Here is a 16,521-nt window from a genome sequence, read left to right as displayed (position 1 = left end):
TCCGCTGGCCAGCATTTCCTTAAATCTGATAGTCGATAGCGGCCTCTTCCGGCTCCATCGCCTGGCGCTTGATCTCATCCAGCGACAGTCCGGCATTGCACAATTCGATAAAACGCCAGACGTAATTACGCTGTAGCTGGCCCCGCTTCAGTCCCAGCCACACGGTATTGGCATCAAACAGATGGCGGGTATCGAGGCGCGTAAAGGTGTCCGCTTCGCGGGCATCCCCGGACTGCTCGGCGACCAGCCCGACGCCCAGCCCCAGCTCGACGTAGGTCTTGATGACATCGGAATCCTGGGCGCTCAGCACAATATCCGGCATCAGCCCTTTGCGGTTGAAGGCCTCATCGATCCGCGAACGGCCGGTGATCCCCTGGCGATAGGTGATTAACGGCCAGCGGGCAATCGCCTCCAGCGTCAGAGGAGACACCTGGGTCAGGGGATGGTCTTTGGGTACCAGCAGGCTGTGATGCCAGCGGAACCAGGGGAAAGCCGCCAGCGTCGGGTCGTTGCTCAGACGCTCGCTGGCGATGCCGATATCCGCCCCGCCGTTATGCAACAGCGCTTCGATTTCCTGCGGGGTGCCCTGCACCAGCTCGACGCGAACGTCGGAGAACAGCTCGCGGAAAGCTTTAATCACCGGGGGCAGGCTGTAGCGCGCCTGAGTGTGAGTGGTGGCGATGGTTAAGACGCCGGAGGCATCATTAGTGAAGAGATCCGCCAGCCGCCGGACGTTGCTGGCTTCATTGAGGATCCGCTCGGCAATGGATAACAGCGCTTTACCCGGCTCGGTCATGCCTAACAGGCGTTTGCCGCGACGGATAAAGATCTCAATCCCCAGCTCCTCTTCCAGTTCCCGGATATGGCGGCTGACGCCTGACTGCGAGGTATAGAGCATATTCGCGACTTCCGTCAGGTTGTAATCCTGACGGGCCGCCTCACGGATAATTTTCAGTTGCTGGAAGTTCACCCTTTCCTCCGGGCCAATGGACTTAACGTATCTGCTATTGTTAAAGTCTGTTGTCCCGGGTAACAAATAATAAAAACCAGCAACTTATTCCTTAAGAGAATATAGCCTAACTCACCAGCTGCAGTTCGCGGTTCTCCAGCGATGGACGGCTCACCAGAGACAGCAGGATCTCCTTCACCGCCTGCGCCTGCGGCGACAAACCGCCGCGCGCCGACATGTTCAGCGACAGCGACAGGCTCATTGACGGCGTGCTAATCCGCGCCATCCAGCCGTTCGCCGCGCCGCACAGGGAGCGGGCAGCGGATTCCGGCAGGACCGTCGCCCCCATGCCGCTGGCGATGGCCGCGGTCAGGGTGGTAATGGATTCAATCTCGCCGATAATTTTCGCCGACAGCCGACGCAGGGTGAACGCTTCGGTGACCCGCGCCCGTACAGCGCTGTAGTCGCGCGGCAGAAACAGGTTCATCTCCGCCACCGCCGTGAGGTCCACGCTCTGCCCCGGGCAATCGCGGGTACCGACCAGGTAGAGATCTTCTTTCAGCAGCGGCTGGCTGACGATGCCGGCCACCGGCGAACGCTCATACAGCACCGCCATATCCAGCTGGCCCGCCAGCAGCTTGTCATTCAGCGCCGTGCCGCTGCTCTCCTGCAGATAGACCATCACCTCGGGCAGTTCATTACGCACCGTCTGCAGCAACGGCATAGTAATGGCGGAGGCCGCCGTGCCCGGCGCCAGGCCGATCGAGACCTGGCCACGCAGCGTCTGACCGACGTTATTGACCGCCAGCTGCGCCTGCTCACACTGGCGCAGGATGGTCCGCGCATGGGTATACAGGATTTTACCGGCTTCCGTTGGCGTGACCCCTCGCTTAGTGCGTATCAGCAGCTGCTGGTCCATTTCACCTTCCAGGGTCGCGACCTGCTGGCTGAGGGCCGGTTGGGCGATGTGCAAGACTTCAGCGGCCTGGGTCAGACTGCCGATATCGACGATTTTCACAAAATATTTCAGTCGTCTTAAGTTCATTTTGCCTCCTGTAAGGAACGCCAGCGTCAACGCTGGAAGTATGATGAAACTGGTTTTGCAATTTGCTTGCCAGCTTTTCATTTCCGCTGCCGCTGCCCGCCACAGGCGGTGTTATAAGGGATAGTGATAGCAATCCGGTTTTTATTTGCCTGGTAAGCAGATTGTGGTATGCCCCATTAGGGGTACATTCGCACTACAACGGTGCAATCTGCTTAAAAAAACAGCGCACGAGTGAGGGTTGCTGAAATTGTCAGCAGTCGAACGCAATTCTTTGAATCAGGCTTTGACAAGGCCGGGTGGCATCGTTAATATGCGCCCCGTTCACACGATTCCTCTGTAGTTCAGTCGGTAGAACGGCGGACTGTTAATCCGTATGTCACTGGTTCGAGTCCAGTCAGAGGAGCCAAATTTAAAAAAGCCTGCTTTCGAGCAGGCTTTTTGCTTTTCCGCGCCAGCTGCGCGGCCGGAGGGCGAAGGATCCCCCTCCAGCAATGGCGCCCCTAGCGCAAACTCTCTTCCTTCAGGTCTATCTCCCGCAGCACCTCATAAAAGGTGATATCGCTAATGTTGTGGGCGCGACGCAGCCGGAACAGCTCCTGACGCTGGGCGATAATGACCTCTCTTTGCATATATTTCTCCAGCCTGGCGCGCTTCGCCAGCTCCAGCCCGACGTCCTGCCCTTCGTCATTGTCGTTATAGTGAAGCCGACGCTGGTAGGTTTCCAGCAGCATATTGCCGGCATCCGCCCGCAGGGCCTGCTCAGTGGGATCCTCCACCGGCTCGTCGAGTAGCGCATTTAGCCGGTTGATGGCCACTTCGGTCATGACGGCGCCAATATCGTCCTTGCCGGTGTCATGGGGTAAATCATCGGCAAGATAGCGGGTCATGAACGGCAGACCGATAGCCGCCACCACCAGCGACATCAGGATCACCGCCATTGAGAGAAAGATCAGCAGTTCGCGGCCCGGGAATGGTGAACCATCCGCCAGCACCGCCGGCAGCGTCAGAATACCGGCGAGCGTCACGGAGCCTTTGACCCCCGCCAGCGCCATGACGGCGAGGATGCTGAATCGCGGACGGACGGTGATGGCCTTGCCCCGGCGTTTACGGCGAAAAATGGTCAGCGTCATCGACAGCCATACCCAGGCGAAACGCATCAGACCGAGCGCGAGAGTGATGGCCACGGCGTACAGCAGCAGATACCAGGGCGAAGGGACGCCGGCCTGGCTGGCTACCGCCGGCAACGTCCTGAGCATGCGGGGCAACTGCTCGCCCAGCATCAGGAAGATCATCCCATTGAGGGTAGTCTGCAGCATGGACCACACCGCGCTGCTTTTCATGCGCGTCGCGGGAAGCCGTGGCCCCGACAGCTGCTCATAGTGCATCGCAATGCCGGCGGCGACGGCGGCAAGAATGCCGGAGACATGGAACGCCTCGGCCAGCAGGTAGGCGGCGAAGGGGATAAGCAGGCTGATCAGGATCTGGATGGCCGGCTCCTCGCGGGTGCGCCGCACCAGAAAGTTATTACATTTGCCGGTGACCCACACCACCACGAGCCCACTGAGGATGCCCCCGAACGCCATCAGGAAAAACTTCATCACCGCCTCTCCCGGTGAGAAGCTGCCGGTCAGCACCGCGGCGATGGCGAAATTAAAAGCGACGAGACCCGAAGCATCGTTTAACAGCGACTCCCCTTCGAGGATATGCGCCATCCGGGAAGGCAGCGGCGAGCTGGCGGTCATTGCCGATACCGCCACCGGATCGGTGGGTGACAGAATCGCCGCCAGGGCGAACCCCGCCGCCACGGTAATCGCCGGAATAAGCCAGTGAATAAACAGGCCAATACCGAGGATAGTCACCATCACCAGGCCTATCGCCAGCGACAGAATCGGCTTCATATCGCGGAAAAACGCGTCTTTCGGGATCCGCCAGCCATCGAGGAAAAGCAGCGGCGGGATAAACAACAGCAAAAAGATGTGCGGATCGAAATCGACCTGAAAACCACCGGCGGCCAGCGCGGCGCCCGCCGCAATCTGGATCAACGGCAGCGGCACTTTAACGGGCAGAAGATGGGAAATGAACACCGTCACCACGATGGCCATCATAAAGACCAGCACAATAGCGATTAGCGACATTCCTCCCCTCCTTTGACGGCAATATTCATTCTGTACATCAGGCTGTTATTCCTTTTTCGCAGGTGTGGTTTCAGCGGCGGGTTATTTATCCAGACGCCGATAATAAAGGACAGGCTTTCCTGTCTGGCGGCGTGTTTATTTAAACTGAGGTGGCAACCGGCGCCCGTTCAGGGGGGACAATGTGTTTTATCATGCCAGCATTGTCAATCCGCTATGGTCTGCAAATCATCGTCAGCCCGGCAATATAATCTCTACCATTCATCCTTATCATTCCGTGGCGACCAGAGAGATATATGGTCAGCGGAATAGCCTCAGCGGATTGATATTCTCTGTCGTAACGGCCCGATATCCATGCATTAGCCATTATTGATAATCCGCGTCGCCTTCATAAGCCGAATGCCTCGAAATCCCGCCCTTCGCAGCCATACATTGCTTGCCCCATACCAGGATTGGGGGTACCCTGACAAACAATTAAACCACACGGTCTAAATGATGAATCCCGCTATCTCCGCCAACCTGAAGCCCCGCCGCGGCCGACCGCCAAAGGCCGATCGGCAGTTTGTCGACACCCGCCAGGCGCTGATTCGCTCGGGCCTGGAGGTGCTGACCGAAACGGGCTATCTCGCGGCGGGGATTGATGCGGTAATCAAGAATATCGCCGTGCCAAAGGGGTCGTTTTACCACTGTTTCAAAAGCAAGGAGGCCTTTGGCCTCGCCGTGCTTGCCGCCTATGGCGACTACTTTGCGCATAAATTAGATAAATTCCTGCTGGACGACGCCGTGCCGCCGCTGGAACGGATGGCGGCCTTCGTGCGAGATGCCGGTCAGGGAATGGAGAAATACCAGTTTCGTCGCGGCTGTCTGGTAGGCAACCTGCTGCAGGAAGCTCCGCTGTTGCCCGAGGCATTTACCCAGCGGTTGCAGGCCATCCTGGCGGCATGGGAGGCGCGCGTGGCCCGCTGCCTGCACGAGGCGCAGGCTGCCGGGGCGATCGCCAGCGACACCTCACCGGAGGCGCTGGCCCAGGTGTTCTGGATCGGCTGGGAAGGCGCGGTGATGCGCGCCAGGCTGGTCCAGTCCGCCGCTCCCCTTAACCAGTACTGGGATTTCTTTGCGCACAATATGATGACAATAACACCTGCACAGGACGGCGATAGCGCCGATAACTCCCTTCAGACGAGGAATACTCAGTCATGAAAGCATTAGTTCTGGACCAGATTGACAACCGCACCGTGGCCGCCGTCAAAGCGATTGACCTGCCCGCCCTTGCCGAAGGCGACGTGCGGGTCGCCATCGACTGGTCGAGTCTCAACTATAAAGATGCCTTGGCGATCACCGGCAAAGGCAAAATCATCCGCCAGTTCCCGATGGTGCCGGGGATTGATTTTGCCGGCAGGGTAAGTGAAAGCCGCGATCCGCGCTTTGTTCCCGGCCAGGCCGTGATCCTCACCGGCTGGGGCGTGGGCGAAAACCACTGGGGCGGTCTGGCCACAGAGGCCTGTGTCAAAGGCGACTGGCTGGTTGCCCTGCCGGAGGCACTCAGCGCGCGCCAGGCGATGATCATCGGCACCGCCGGCTTTACCGCAATGCTGTGCGTCGATGCCCTCGTCAGTGCGGGCATCACCCCGGAAAGCGGTGATATCCTGGTCACCGGCGCCAGCGGCGGGGTCGGCAGCACCGCCGTGGTACTGCTGAAAGCGCTCGGCTACCGGGTGACAGCCGTATCGGGCCGCGAGTCGACGCACGATTACCTTCGCCAGCTCGGCGCCGACGCCATCCTGCCGCGCAGCGACTTCGCAGAGACCCGCCCGCTGGAGAAACAGCTGTGGGCGGGCGCGGTGGATACCGTTGGCGGCACGATGCTGGCTAAAGTGCTGGCGCAAACGCAATATCGCGGATGCGTCGCCGCCTGCGGTCTGGCCGGGGGCTTCGATCTGCCGACCACCGTAATGCCGTTTATTCTGCGCAATGTGCGTCTGCAGGGGGTGGATTCGGTGATGGTGCCCACCGCAGAACGCGACGCGGTCTGGCAGCGTCTGGCCCAGCTGCTGCCGGAGGGCTACTACCAGCAGGCAGCCACCGAAATCACGCTGGAGCAGGCGCCAGCGTATGCCGCAGATTTCCTCAGCAACAATATTCATGGCCGCACGCTGGTCAACATCGGCCAGTAATTCTCTCCTCCCGGCGCCCCATGGCGCCGGTCCCCCGGGCGATCCTGACATATCATTTCCTTCCCCACGGGATTATGATGACGCGAACGAATGGCTTTGCGAGTGGTAAAGAACGTAAATGGATGTCATAAGCATCATTATGGCGGCGGGCAAATCGTCCGTTGACGTCGCGCTGTATACGCTGTTGCCGATCATGGTGATCATGCTGATTATCATGAAATATCTGGAGGTCCGCGGCATCCTCGATGTGATTGTGCGCTGGGTTGCGCCATTGCTGAAGCCCTTCGGCTTAACCGGGATGAGCGCCTTCGCCCTGATCCAGATTAACTTTGTCAGCTTCGCCGCCCCGCTGGCCACGCTGTCCATTATGGACAAACGCGGCGTTTCTGACCGGCAAATGGCCGCCACGCTGGCCATGGTCTTCGCCATGGGGCAAGGCAACGTCTTCTATCCCCTCACCCCTTTCGGCCTCCACTGGCTGGCCTCGATCGTTATCTCAGTGGTCGGCGGCCTGTGCGCGGCAGCAGTCGCCTGGCACGTCACCGGACGGCGCTTATCGGTCGCCGAGAATCCTCGCGCGGAAGCGCTGCCCAACGCCGAGCAGAACAGTCAGGGCATTCTGGCGGTGATCAATAGCGCCGGCTCCGACGCCATCCGCCTGGCGCTCGGCGCGGTGCCGATGCTGATCCTGTCGTTAACCATCGTCGGACTGCTGCAGGGCGCTGGCGCCATCGACCTGCTGCAGCAGCTGCTGAAACCGGTGCTCGGCTGGCTGCACATTCCGCAGAACTTTGTGCTGCCGGCGCTGGTGAAGTGCGTCGCCGGAGGCACCGCTTACTTTGGCGTCATTTCCGAGCTGATCCAGCAGGGCAAAGTCACCGTCAGCCAGGTCAACGCCTCGGCAGGCCTGCTGATCCAGACCTTCGATCTGCCCGGAATCGGTATTTTCCTCGGCATCAGCTCACGGTTTGTCCGCCTGTTTCGCTTCGTGGTTCCCGCGGCGATCGTCGGCATTCTGCTGCGCACCGTCCTGCACCTGAGCCTCTTTTAACGCCTGCGCGCTGGCCTGCGCCTTCAGGCAGGCCACTACCGCCGCCTGTTCGCCGCAGGCGATATGCTCATCGACGCGCGCCAGCATCCACGGAAAGAAAGGATTAGAGGTGACGCGCATTAACGTCTCCAGCCCCACGCTCAGCGTTCCGGTTTCTCCACGCAGTGAAATGGTGCCCAGGCTAATGCCGTAGCGGTTCTTCTCGTCCGGCTCGCGGCCATACAGCGAGTCGCTCAGGGGAAACGGCACCGCCACATGCGACAGGGAGTACATATCCGCCGGCCAGGCAAGGTGTAGAGGATAACGATGCTCTTCCCGTTCCTGCGCCAGCGTAGTGCGGGCGACGGTCTGCAGCGTGTGCGCCGTCGCGTTGGTCACCACCGTGGTGGTATAGGCCCTCGGCGCCGGCGGCAGCAGCGTATTCACCGCCGCATAGAGCGCGGGACGGAACAGGACACGGAGATCCGCCGCCTGGTTTATGTCGAACACCACCAGCTCACTGCCGTTGTCCGGCAGGTAGCGATACAGGGACTCCACCACCGCCCGGGTGCTGACGGTGGAATCCATCACCGACTGAAAGGTGAGGACTGGCGGCAGCGCTTTCAGCTCCCCCTGACGGGACGCACGAATAATCTGCTGCTGCAGCGCCTGGCTTAACAGCCAGGACTGTCTCGCCGCTTTTACCGGAAAAGAGTTGTACTTGAACGGATTAAATTCAGGCGCCACGTTTAGCCAGGCCGCGCGGGCAAACGCCGGGAAGATGGACGGCAGCCCGGCGAGACCGGCAAAACGGGCAAACGCCGTCACGCCGATCATCGGCGACAGCAGGATAATCTGCTGCGGCTGGCGCAAATGGCTGTCCTCCAGGCTATCGAGGGCATACTTGAGCGCCAGCGCGCCGCCGTTAGAGTAGCCGACCAGATGCAGCGGCACGTCCGCCCCGGCCAGGCGCGTCGCTTCGCGCACCGCCAGACGCGTTGCCGCCAGCCAGGTCTCCCAGTCAACGGCGGTTAACGCCCCCGGCGCGGTGCCATGGCCCGGCAAACGCGGCGCCACCGCCACATAGCCCCGCTGCCGCCAGAGTTGCGCCAGATAGCGCACGCTGTAGGGCGAATCGGTCAGGCCATGGAGCAGCACCACGCTGCCGCGCGGTTTGCCCTGCGGCAATAGTACAAAAGAGCGGTTCCAGTCCTGCGTAAACTGCCCCGGCCAGACCCGGCTATGGCGATAAAAGCGGTTGACAGGGGTTTTATCTTCTTCCGGCAAGGCCTCTGTCACCTCGCGCTGAAGATCGGCGAAAATCGTTTTCTCCCGCGCCAGATACTGGGCAAAGGTCGCCTGGTCGATCTCTTTGGCCGTCATCTCGTTGCCATGCCAGGTATGCCAGGAATGCAGCGCGGGGCCGCGCTGGGACTCATAGATCCGTCCGGCGAGAAACACCACCAGCAGCGCCAGCACCGCAACGATCCCTTTTTTTAACAGTGAGCCAATAACGGCGCCTGACGTTCGCCAGTGGCGTAAAACATGCTTCATGACGCTCTCTCTATTATTTTTCGCATAGCCGAACTCAGCTGCCCTATTCCTGACAGGCTATTTTCACTGTCTGCTTCTCAGCATAGCCATCGGCTCCGGCAAATTAAACCCGGCAGATCATTCATGTTCAGCGAAAAAAAGCCTACCGCTGAGATCAACGTTAGGTCGCCTATTTTTAAACACTGTATAAACCAAGGGGATAATCTTATTGTCAGGCCTTCAGGAAACATGAATTATCGGCAGGGATGTGATCAGGACAGGAAGATATAGATGGAGTGGTGGGTAAAAAAAGTGAGAAAAAATTCAATGACCAGCCCCTGCTGCGTCGTGCTTCAGAGCGGTACATTAGCGATGATTGCTGAAATTGAAGCCTGTCGCCTTCACCTGCAGGAAGGCGATAAACTTACTCCGCTGGCCGATGCGCGTTATTGTCTGAATAATAACCCGACACAGACGTTGAAGATCCTCAAAGCAACCCACTATAGCAGTGAGCGCTGGGCAAACGCCGGCAAATAAATCGGGTCCGACCCCTTTGCCAGAGATGATCTGGGTCTCTTCGCATCTGACAGATAAATTCCCCTTCGCCCTTTTCACGCTGTGACATACTATCGGGAATGTCAGCAGACCTGAAACAAGGAGCGAATCATGAATAACAAGGCCGCCAGTCTGACCCCGGAACAAGCGCTTGCCGAGCTGGAAGCGCGCTATGAAGCCTCGGTCACGGCATTACGCAAAGCCATCGGCGACTATATCGACCATAATACGCTCCCCGATACCGAAGCCCGCGCGGAAGGTCTTTTTGTCTATCCGCAGCTCTCGGTCTCCTGGGACGGCGCCGATCATAAAGCCCTCAAAACGCGCGCCTGGGGACGTTTCACCCATGCCGGGTGCTATACCACCACTATCACGAATCCGAAACTGTTCCGCCACTATTTGCTGGAACAGCTGACCCTGCTGTATCAGGACTATGGCGCGCATATCAGCGTCGAGCTGTCGCAGCATGAGATCCCCTATCCTTACGTGATAGATGGTTCCACCCTGACACTCGACCGCTCGATGAGCGCCGGTCTGACGCGCTATTTCCCTACCACCGAGCTGTCGCAGATTGGCGATGAGACCGCAGACGGCCTGTTCCATCCTACCGAGTTCTATCCGCTGTCGCACTTTGACGCCCGCCGCGTCGATTTTTCGCTGGCGCGTCTGCGGCACTATACCGGCACGCCGGCGGAACACTTCCAGCCCTACGTGCTGTTCACCAACTATACCCGCTACGTGGATGAGTTCGTCAGCTGGGGCTGCAGCCAGATCCTCGATCCCGACAGCCCCTATATCGCTCTCTCCTGCGCCGGCGGGATCTGGATCACCGCCGAAACCGAAGCGCCGGAGCAGGCCATTTCCGATCTGGCGTGGAAGAAGCACCAGATGCCGGCCTGGCATTTGATCACCCACGACGGCAAAGGGATCACGCTGATTAATATTGGCGTCGGCCCGGCCAACGCCAAAACCATCTGCGACCACCTGGCGGTGCTGCGCCCGGATGTCTGGCTGATGATCGGCCACTGCGGCGGCCTGCGCGAAAGCCAGGCCATCGGCGACTATGTGCTGGCCCACGCCTATCTGCGCGACGACCATGTACTGGATGCGGTGCTGCCGCCGGATATTCCCATCCCCAGCATTGCCGAAGTGCAGCGCGCCCTGTACGACGCCACCAAGCAGGTGAGCGGGATGCCGGGCGAGGAAGTGAAGCAGCGGCTGCGTACCGGGACGGTGGTCACCACCGACGACCGTAACTGGGAGCTGCGCTATTCCGCTTCGGCGCTGCGCTTTAATCTCAGCCGGGCGGTGGCTATCGATATGGAGAGCGCGACCATCGCCGCCCAGGGCTATCGCTTTCGCGTCCCCTACGGCACGCTGCTCTGCGTCTCGGACAAACCGCTGCACGGTGAGATCAAGCTCCCCGGTCAGGCCAACCGCTTCTATGAGGGGGCCATCTCTGAGCATCTGCAGATCGGCATCCGGGCCATCGATCTGCTGCGCGCCGAGGGGGATCACATGCACTCGCGTAAGCTACGCACCTTCAACGAACCGCCGTTCCGCTAACCGGTGACGTGGGAATAAAGAGGAAAACGCTGGCGTTCCCCGCTGGGGAGCGTCAGCGCTCGGGTGAGGAAACAAACGTCCCGGCGGTGACTCCAGGTTTTTCGTCCGCAAGGAAACAGGCAGACAGAAAAGCAAAAAGCCTGCTCGAAAGCAGGCTTTTTTAAATTTGGCTCCTCTGACTGGACTCGAACCAGTGACATACGGATTAACAGTCCGCCGTTCTACCGACTGAACTACAGAGGAATCGTGTGAACGGGGCGAATATTAACGATGACGCCGGACGCTGTAAAGCCTGTTTTTAATAAAATGAATCGTTTGCCGAATTATTCCTCACTTTGCGCAAAAAATGGCGTTTATCCGGCAAACGGATCAGGTTTCCGGCGTTGAGGCCTTCACCCGCGGGTACTTCCACAGCCAGCGGCCGCTCACCATGCGGAAGTAAAACAGCGCGCCGCGCACTGCCCAGTCGAGCACCATCCCTAACCAGACGCCGATCACCCCCATCCCCAGCACGATGCCCAGCGTATAGCCCGCCACCACCCGACAGCCCCACATACCGAGCATCGACACCCACATGGTATAGCGTACGTCACGGGCGCCTTTGAAGGCGCAGGGTAAAGTCCACGACAGCGACCAGATCGGCATAAACAGGGCGTTGAGCCACAGCAGCTGCTTCACCACCTCTTTTACATCCTCTTCATGGGTATAGAAAGAGGCGATAAAGCCCGCGAACGGGGCACTGCCCCAGGCAATCAGCGTCAGAATAATGGTCGACAGCCAGAACACATGCCAGGCCTGGAATTCCGCCTGACCAATCTGCCCTTTCCCCAGCCGCTTGCCGGTGATGATCGTCGAGGCGGAGCCGAGGGCGTTGCCCGGCAGGTTAATCAGCGACGCCACCGAAAAAGCAATGAAGTTGCCGGCGATAACGTTGGTGCCCATCCCGGCGACGAACATCTGGGTCAGCAGCTTACCGCCATTGAAGAGAACCGATTCGATACTGGCCGGGATGCCGATCCCCATCACTTCCCAGATAATGGCGAAGTTAAAGGGTTTGAAGTAGCCTTTCAGCGACAGCCGCAGCGCGGGATTGAGGCCCACCATCAGCACCCAGATAGTGGCGATGGCGCCAATATAGCGGGCAATGGTCAGCCCGAGACCGGCGCCGACAAAGCCCAGCCCCGGCCAGGAGAAGAGGCCATAGATGAGCACGCTGCTGATTAGGATATTGAGGATGTTCATCCCGCCGTTGATCAACAGCGGGATTTTAGTGGTACCGGCCCCGCGCAGCGCCCCGCTGCCGATCAGCGCAATCGCCGCCGCCGGATAGCTCAGCACCGTCAGCTCGAGATAGGTCAGCGCCAGGTCCTTGACCTGCGGGGTGGCATCGCCGGCGACAAAATTAATAATTTCCTGACCAAAGGCGTGGATCACCCCCGCCAGCACAATGGAAAACAGGGTCATAATGGCCAGCGACTGGCGCGCGGCCGCTCTCGCTCGCCGCCGATCTCGCTTGCCGAGGCTAAAGGCCACCACCACCGTGGTACCCAGATCGATGGCGGCAAAGAACGACATGATCACCATGTTAAAGCTATCGGCCAGACCCACCCCGGCCATGGCCTCTTTTCCCAGCCAGCTGACAAGGAAGGTGCTCAACACCCCCATCAACAATACGCAGGCATTTTCCAGCAGAATGGGCACAGCGAGGGGGCTGATTTCGCGCCAGTACAGCACACGATAACGCTGACGTTTTTTAAACCAGGATGTCCGTTCGACTGCCTGGCGTACGGCGGAGGTGACGTTCAAGAGAGACCTTAGTGAGAGATGTTGAAACAACATTTCAAATGATGATCGAGAAATGGATATCCTGCAAAGTATTTTTCCGTAATAATTGTCGGAAATGACAACAAATTGTTGATGGAAGCGGCAGTTGCACCTGAACGGACGAATTGATGTTTGACAAAAGATTTTTCGCCGCTAAGATACGACTCCACACGATTCCTCTGTAGTTCAGTCGGTAGAACGGCGGACTGTTAATCCGTATGTCACTGGTTCGAGTCCAGTCAGAGGAGCCACATTTAAGAAGCCTGCTTTCGAGCAGGCTTTTTGCTTTTCTGCGTCTCTGGCCTTAACGCAGAATCGCATCCAGCCCGGCAAGCACCTCATTGACAACGGAGACAGGTATGCGTTTCAGACGCTTGCCTTTCGCTACCGCCGCCCTACGCCCCAGGTATCCTCCATGAACACGCCGCCGCTCAGCCTGAAAAAGCGCCCGGCGGTAGGATGATTTTGCTGACGCTTGCGGGTGAGATAGCGTGAATGAATCACTCTGTCCCATGTCTTATAAGGAGGCGCCATGAACCTCAGACAACAGCAGCAGCAGGCGTTTGACCGCAGCGGTCAGCCGCTTATCGTCGGCGACGTCAACCACTGTCCACTGCCGCCGGAGACCCTCGCCGCGCTGGGTCCGGATTCCCCCTATGTGGTGCAGGTATACGGTTCGGGTCTGACCGGCGAGGTTTACCGGCTGCGCATCGCCGGTAAGGAGTATAATTTAAAGAAACGACGTGCCGTCGCCGGCGTTGCCAACCTTAACGGCCAGCTGTCGTTTTTGAATGAGGTACAGCGCCGGCAGGCGTTGCAACGGCTGAAGGATGACCCAAATACCGCACCGCGCTTCACCCACATCGTCCCAACGCTGTATGCCGACTATCGCCTCGGCATCCTGCTCTCCCCCTGGATCGATGGCGAGCCGATTCACCAGCTGACCCCGCCGCTGATCGCCCAGCTGTTCACCACGCTGGAAGCCTGCGAGGAGCAGGGGCTGATGGAGTGGGATCTCTGTAGCGGGAACCTGTTGGTGGACCGGGAGGAGCAGCTGTGGCTGTTCGATTTTGGCTATATGTATCCCTTCGACCCGCTGAAAGAATTCAACAGCAACGGTCTGGCCGATCCCCTGTTTCACTTTGTCGAGCGCTTTGAGACCCGCTTCTTTTTTAGCTGGCTGATGACCCGGGTGCCCGATGCCGAACAGCAGCTGGCGCAGTATCGCGAGATGAAGCGGCTGGCCGTCGAAAGCTACCGGCGCAAGCTGGTCTGGCTTCGCGCCCGGCGGGCAGCCCCGCAGGTGCAGGCTCATTTTCAGCAGATAACGACGCGCTGGGAGACGGCGCTGGCTGACCCTGCCGCGCTGCGCCGCTTGTTCGCCCTGGAAGCCTTCCGCTCCCATGTGCTGGATATTGAAGACGACCTGCATGGCCAGTCCTGCACCTTGCTCACCCTGCAACGTATCGACTGGGTGATAGGCCAGCTGGAACAGCATTATCGCTTTATCGCCGACGAAGGCGGCCTGTTTTACGACAACGCTGGGAAATCGCAGAAGGCGCTACTCGGTGACTATGCGCAGAAGCGGCAGCAGGCGCAGCAGTACCTGCTCAATGCCGCCGCGGCAAAGGATTAACGGCGTTCGCGCCCCTGTTTCTGCTTCGCCTGATACATCAGGCGGTCGGCGGTGGCCACCAGCGCGTTGAGACTGGGATGGCTGGCGGGATCGTACTCGACGCAGCCCCAGGAGAACGCCAGCTGCCAGGGGTGAGCCGCCTGTTGATTGAAACGCGCTACGTTGTGGCTGAGCGTCTCCATTGCCGCCGCGGCATCGTGGCGGCTGGTATTGGCGAACAGAATAATAAACTCATCGCCTCCCTGCCTGGCGAGGATATCGGATTCACGGAAGGCGCTTTTCATCAAATCGGCGATGGCGATCAGCGCGCGATCGCCCTCTTCATGCCCCCAGGTATCGTTGATGTGCTTAAAGCGATCGAGGTCGACAAACGCCAGGCTCACCGGCTCATGGCGGCGCTGGGCCGTCAGCAGGGCATACTCGGCGAGGGTGAGGAATCCCCGGCGGTTAAACAGTCCCGTCAGCTCATCGGAGGTTGCCGCATCCAGCACCTTGAACTCATCCTCCACGATCGCCGCCAGATCGCTTAAGATCTGTATTTCATGCGCGGAGAACGAACGCGGCTGATGGTCCATCAGACAAAAAGACCCCACCGTCGCGCCATCCGGCAGCTGAACCGGGTACCCGGCGTAAAAGCGGATAAACGGCGCCTGAATCACCAGCGGATTGTCGTGAAAACGCTCGTCCTGCTGCATGTCGTTAACGATAAGCGGGTCGGTTTGCAAAATGGTATGGGCGCAAAATGAAATATCTCTCGGCACCGTGTCCACATCCAGACCGGCACAGGATTTGATGTGCAGCAGATCTTCCCCTACCAGGCTGATGGAGGCCACCGGCAGGTTATACAGCGAACGGGCAAGCCTGGTCAGGCGATCAAAGCGTTCTTCTTTTCCGCTATTCAACAGCCCGGAAGAGCGAAGCGATTGCAGGCGACGCTGCTCGTCGGGATGAAGTCCGGCTAATTTCATTGTCTCTCTCTTGTCTCTTGCGCAGAATTCCACCGGGATTCCCGCTGGAAACCCGGTGTTTTATCCTGCCAGGGGAAAAATAGTCGTCAGGTATCCCATGAGTTAAGCAGATTTCCCCTGCTCGTCAACCGGCGCGCCCCGGCGACTGGCGGCCAGGGCGCTGGCGGAAGGCCATTGACGGCTTTCCGCCCGGCGAAAGGGAAGATCAGGCGCGGATAAACGCCAGCAGGTCGGCGTTGATGGTATCGGCGTGAGAAGTGTGCATCCCGTGCGGGAAGCCAGGATAAATGATCAGCTGGCTGTTGGGCAGCAGCTGGTCCTGCAGGATAGCGGCATTTTTATAGGGAACGACCTGATCGTCATCCCCCTGCATAACCAGCACCGGCAGCGTAATCGACTTAAGATCTTCGGTCTGGTCGGTTTCTGAAAACGCCTTGATGCCTTCATAATGGGCTTTGGCGCTACCGATCATCCCCTGTCGCCACCAGTTCTGGATCGTCCCCTGCGACACCTCCGCCCCGTCACGATTGAAGCCATAGAACGGGCCAGAGGCGACGTCGAGATAGAACTGGGCGCGGTTAGCCGCCAGCGCTTTGCGGAAACCGTCAAACACCTCGATCGGCGTGCCGCCAGGATTCTGTTCGGTCTTGACCATCAGGGGCGGGACGGCGCTGATGAGCACCGCCTTCGCCACCCGCCCCTGCGGCTGACCGTAGCGGGCCACGTAGCGGGCGACCTGGCCACCGCCGGTAGAGTGTCCAACATGGACCGCATTGTGCAGATCCAGATGCTCCACTACCGCCGAGACGTCTGCCGCATAATGGTCCATATCATGCCCCTCGCTGACCTGATCGGAGCGGCCATGGCCCCGGCGGTCGATAGCGATGACCCGAAAACCTTCGGCAAGGAAAAACAACATCTGGTTATCCCAGTCGTCGGCGCTTAACGGCCAGCCGTGATGGAAAACAATCGGCTGAGCTTCCTTTGGACCCCAGTCTTTGAAGTAAATATTGACGCCGTCTTGGGTGGTGACAAATGCCATGTTACAGACTCCTCTCTCAGGATAACCAGCCTGCAGGCCCGTGCCTGGGCTGAATGCCGACGGCGGC

The 16,521-nt window shown here is 59.2% G+C and carries 12 protein-coding genes, 3 tRNA genes and 1 pseudogene; 8 read left to right on the top strand and 8 right to left on the bottom strand.

From position 1 onward, the window contains the following. Window positions 1-19 precede the first annotated feature (19 nt). Window positions 20-970 carry an HTH-type transcriptional regulator Cbl gene (cbl, locus tag ABLV76_RS00285; protein WP_004180456.1) on the bottom strand — a complete coding sequence of 317 codons (951 nt, stop codon included), beginning with the start codon at window positions 968-970 and terminating at the stop codon, window positions 20-22. Window positions 971-1,076: 106 nt separating this feature from the next. Then, a complete protein-coding gene (gene nac, locus ABLV76_RS00280; protein WP_004203498.1) occupies window positions 1,077-1,994 on the bottom strand; it encodes a nitrogen assimilation transcriptional regulator NAC in 918 nt (305 codons plus the stop codon). Between the two features lie 330 nt (window positions 1,995-2,324). Between nac and ABLV76_RS00275 the strand changes: the two genes are divergently transcribed. Then, window positions 2,325-2,400: transfer RNA gene (locus tag ABLV76_RS00275), tRNA-Asn, on the top strand. A gap of 94 nt (window positions 2,401-2,494) precedes the next feature. Here ABLV76_RS00275 and ABLV76_RS00270 read toward each other — a convergent pair. Next, window positions 2,495-4,129, bottom strand: a complete 1,635-nt coding sequence (locus ABLV76_RS00270; RefSeq protein WP_023290300.1) for a Na+/H+ antiporter — start codon at window positions 4,127-4,129, stop codon at window positions 2,495-2,497. Between the two features lie 492 nt (window positions 4,130-4,621). Here ABLV76_RS00270 and ABLV76_RS00265 point away from each other — a divergent pair. The 3 genes and pseudogenes from ABLV76_RS00265 (at window position 4,622) to ABLV76_RS00255 (ending at window position 7,351) form a co-directional block, all read left to right on the top strand. After that, window positions 4,622-5,447, top strand: a pseudogene (locus tag ABLV76_RS00265) (TetR/AcrR family transcriptional regulator). Beyond that, window positions 5,386-6,300 carry an MDR family oxidoreductase gene (locus tag ABLV76_RS00260; protein WP_223171745.1) on the top strand — a complete coding sequence of 305 codons (915 nt, stop codon included), beginning with the start codon at window positions 5,386-5,388 and terminating at the stop codon, window positions 6,298-6,300. The pseudogene ABLV76_RS00265 and the gene ABLV76_RS00260 overlap by 62 nt, the downstream one beginning before the upstream one ends. Before the next feature lie 118 nt (window positions 6,301-6,418). Further along, window positions 6,419-7,351 (top strand): nucleoside recognition domain-containing protein, encoded by a 933-nt coding sequence (locus ABLV76_RS00255; RefSeq protein ID WP_004203502.1) that lies wholly within the window; start codon window positions 6,419-6,421, stop codon window positions 7,349-7,351. Here ABLV76_RS00255 and ABLV76_RS00250 read toward each other — a convergent pair. Next, entirely contained in the window at window positions 7,262-8,884 is a 1,623-nt protein-coding gene (locus ABLV76_RS00250) for an alpha/beta hydrolase (RefSeq protein WP_049004400.1), read from the bottom strand. The two genes, ABLV76_RS00255 and ABLV76_RS00250, sit on opposite strands and share 90 nt — an antisense overlap. A 270-nt stretch (window positions 8,885-9,154) precedes the next feature. Here ABLV76_RS00250 and pmrD point away from each other — a divergent pair, with 270 nt between their 5' ends. After that, complete coding sequence (gene pmrD, locus ABLV76_RS00245) at window positions 9,155-9,400, top strand: signal transduction protein PmrD (RefSeq protein ID WP_004203504.1); 246 nt, start codon at window positions 9,155-9,157, stop codon at window positions 9,398-9,400. Window positions 9,401-9,529: 129 nt separating this feature from the next. Continuing rightward, on the top strand, window positions 9,530-10,984 hold the full coding sequence (locus tag ABLV76_RS00240; protein WP_004203506.1) for an AMP nucleosidase: 1,455 nt from the start codon (window positions 9,530-9,532) through the stop codon (window positions 10,982-10,984). 167 nt (window positions 10,985-11,151) lie between these two features. Here the strand turns inward: ABLV76_RS00240 and ABLV76_RS00235 are convergent. After that, window positions 11,152-11,227 (bottom strand) — tRNA-Asn (locus ABLV76_RS00235). 126 nt (window positions 11,228-11,353) lie between these two features. After that, window positions 11,354-12,790 carry an EmmdR/YeeO family multidrug/toxin efflux MATE transporter gene (locus ABLV76_RS00230; protein ID WP_032456343.1) on the bottom strand — a complete coding sequence of 479 codons (1,437 nt, stop codon included), beginning with the start codon at window positions 12,788-12,790 and terminating at the stop codon, window positions 11,354-11,356. A gap of 193 nt (window positions 12,791-12,983) precedes the next feature. Between ABLV76_RS00230 and ABLV76_RS00225 the strand changes: the two genes are divergently transcribed. Both ABLV76_RS00225 and ABLV76_RS00220 read left to right on the top strand, forming a co-directional pair. Then, window positions 12,984-13,059 (top strand) — tRNA-Asn (locus ABLV76_RS00225). Window positions 13,060-13,340: 281 nt separating this feature from the next. After that, window positions 13,341-14,444 (top strand): AarF/UbiB family protein, encoded by a 1,104-nt coding sequence (locus ABLV76_RS00220; RefSeq protein WP_064187753.1) that lies wholly within the window; start codon window positions 13,341-13,343, stop codon window positions 14,442-14,444. On the opposite strand, the gene ABLV76_RS00215 is transcribed toward ABLV76_RS00220, so the two are convergent. Both ABLV76_RS00215 and ABLV76_RS00210 read right to left on the bottom strand, forming a co-directional pair. Further along, the gene (locus ABLV76_RS00215) at window positions 14,441-15,412 is read right to left on the bottom strand and encodes a sensor domain-containing diguanylate cyclase (protein ID WP_004203513.1); all 972 of its coding nucleotides are present in this window, start codon (window positions 15,410-15,412) and stop codon (window positions 14,441-14,443) included. The two genes, ABLV76_RS00220 and ABLV76_RS00215, sit on opposite strands and share 4 nt — an antisense overlap. Window positions 15,413-15,617: 205 nt before the next feature. Next, window positions 15,618-16,454: an alpha/beta hydrolase gene (locus ABLV76_RS00210; protein WP_004203515.1), complete on the bottom strand. Its 837-nt coding sequence runs from the start codon at window positions 16,452-16,454 to the stop codon at window positions 15,618-15,620. Between the last annotated feature and the right edge of the window lie 67 nt (window positions 16,455-16,521).

This window comes from Klebsiella sp. GB_Kp047 (assembly GCF_040065235.1).
GTDB classification, from domain to species: Bacteria; Pseudomonadota; Gammaproteobacteria; order Enterobacterales; family Enterobacteriaceae; genus Klebsiella; species Klebsiella quasipneumoniae.
The sequence above is the reverse complement of the archived record's forward strand: the minus strand, read 5'-3'. Positions and strand labels throughout refer to the sequence as shown.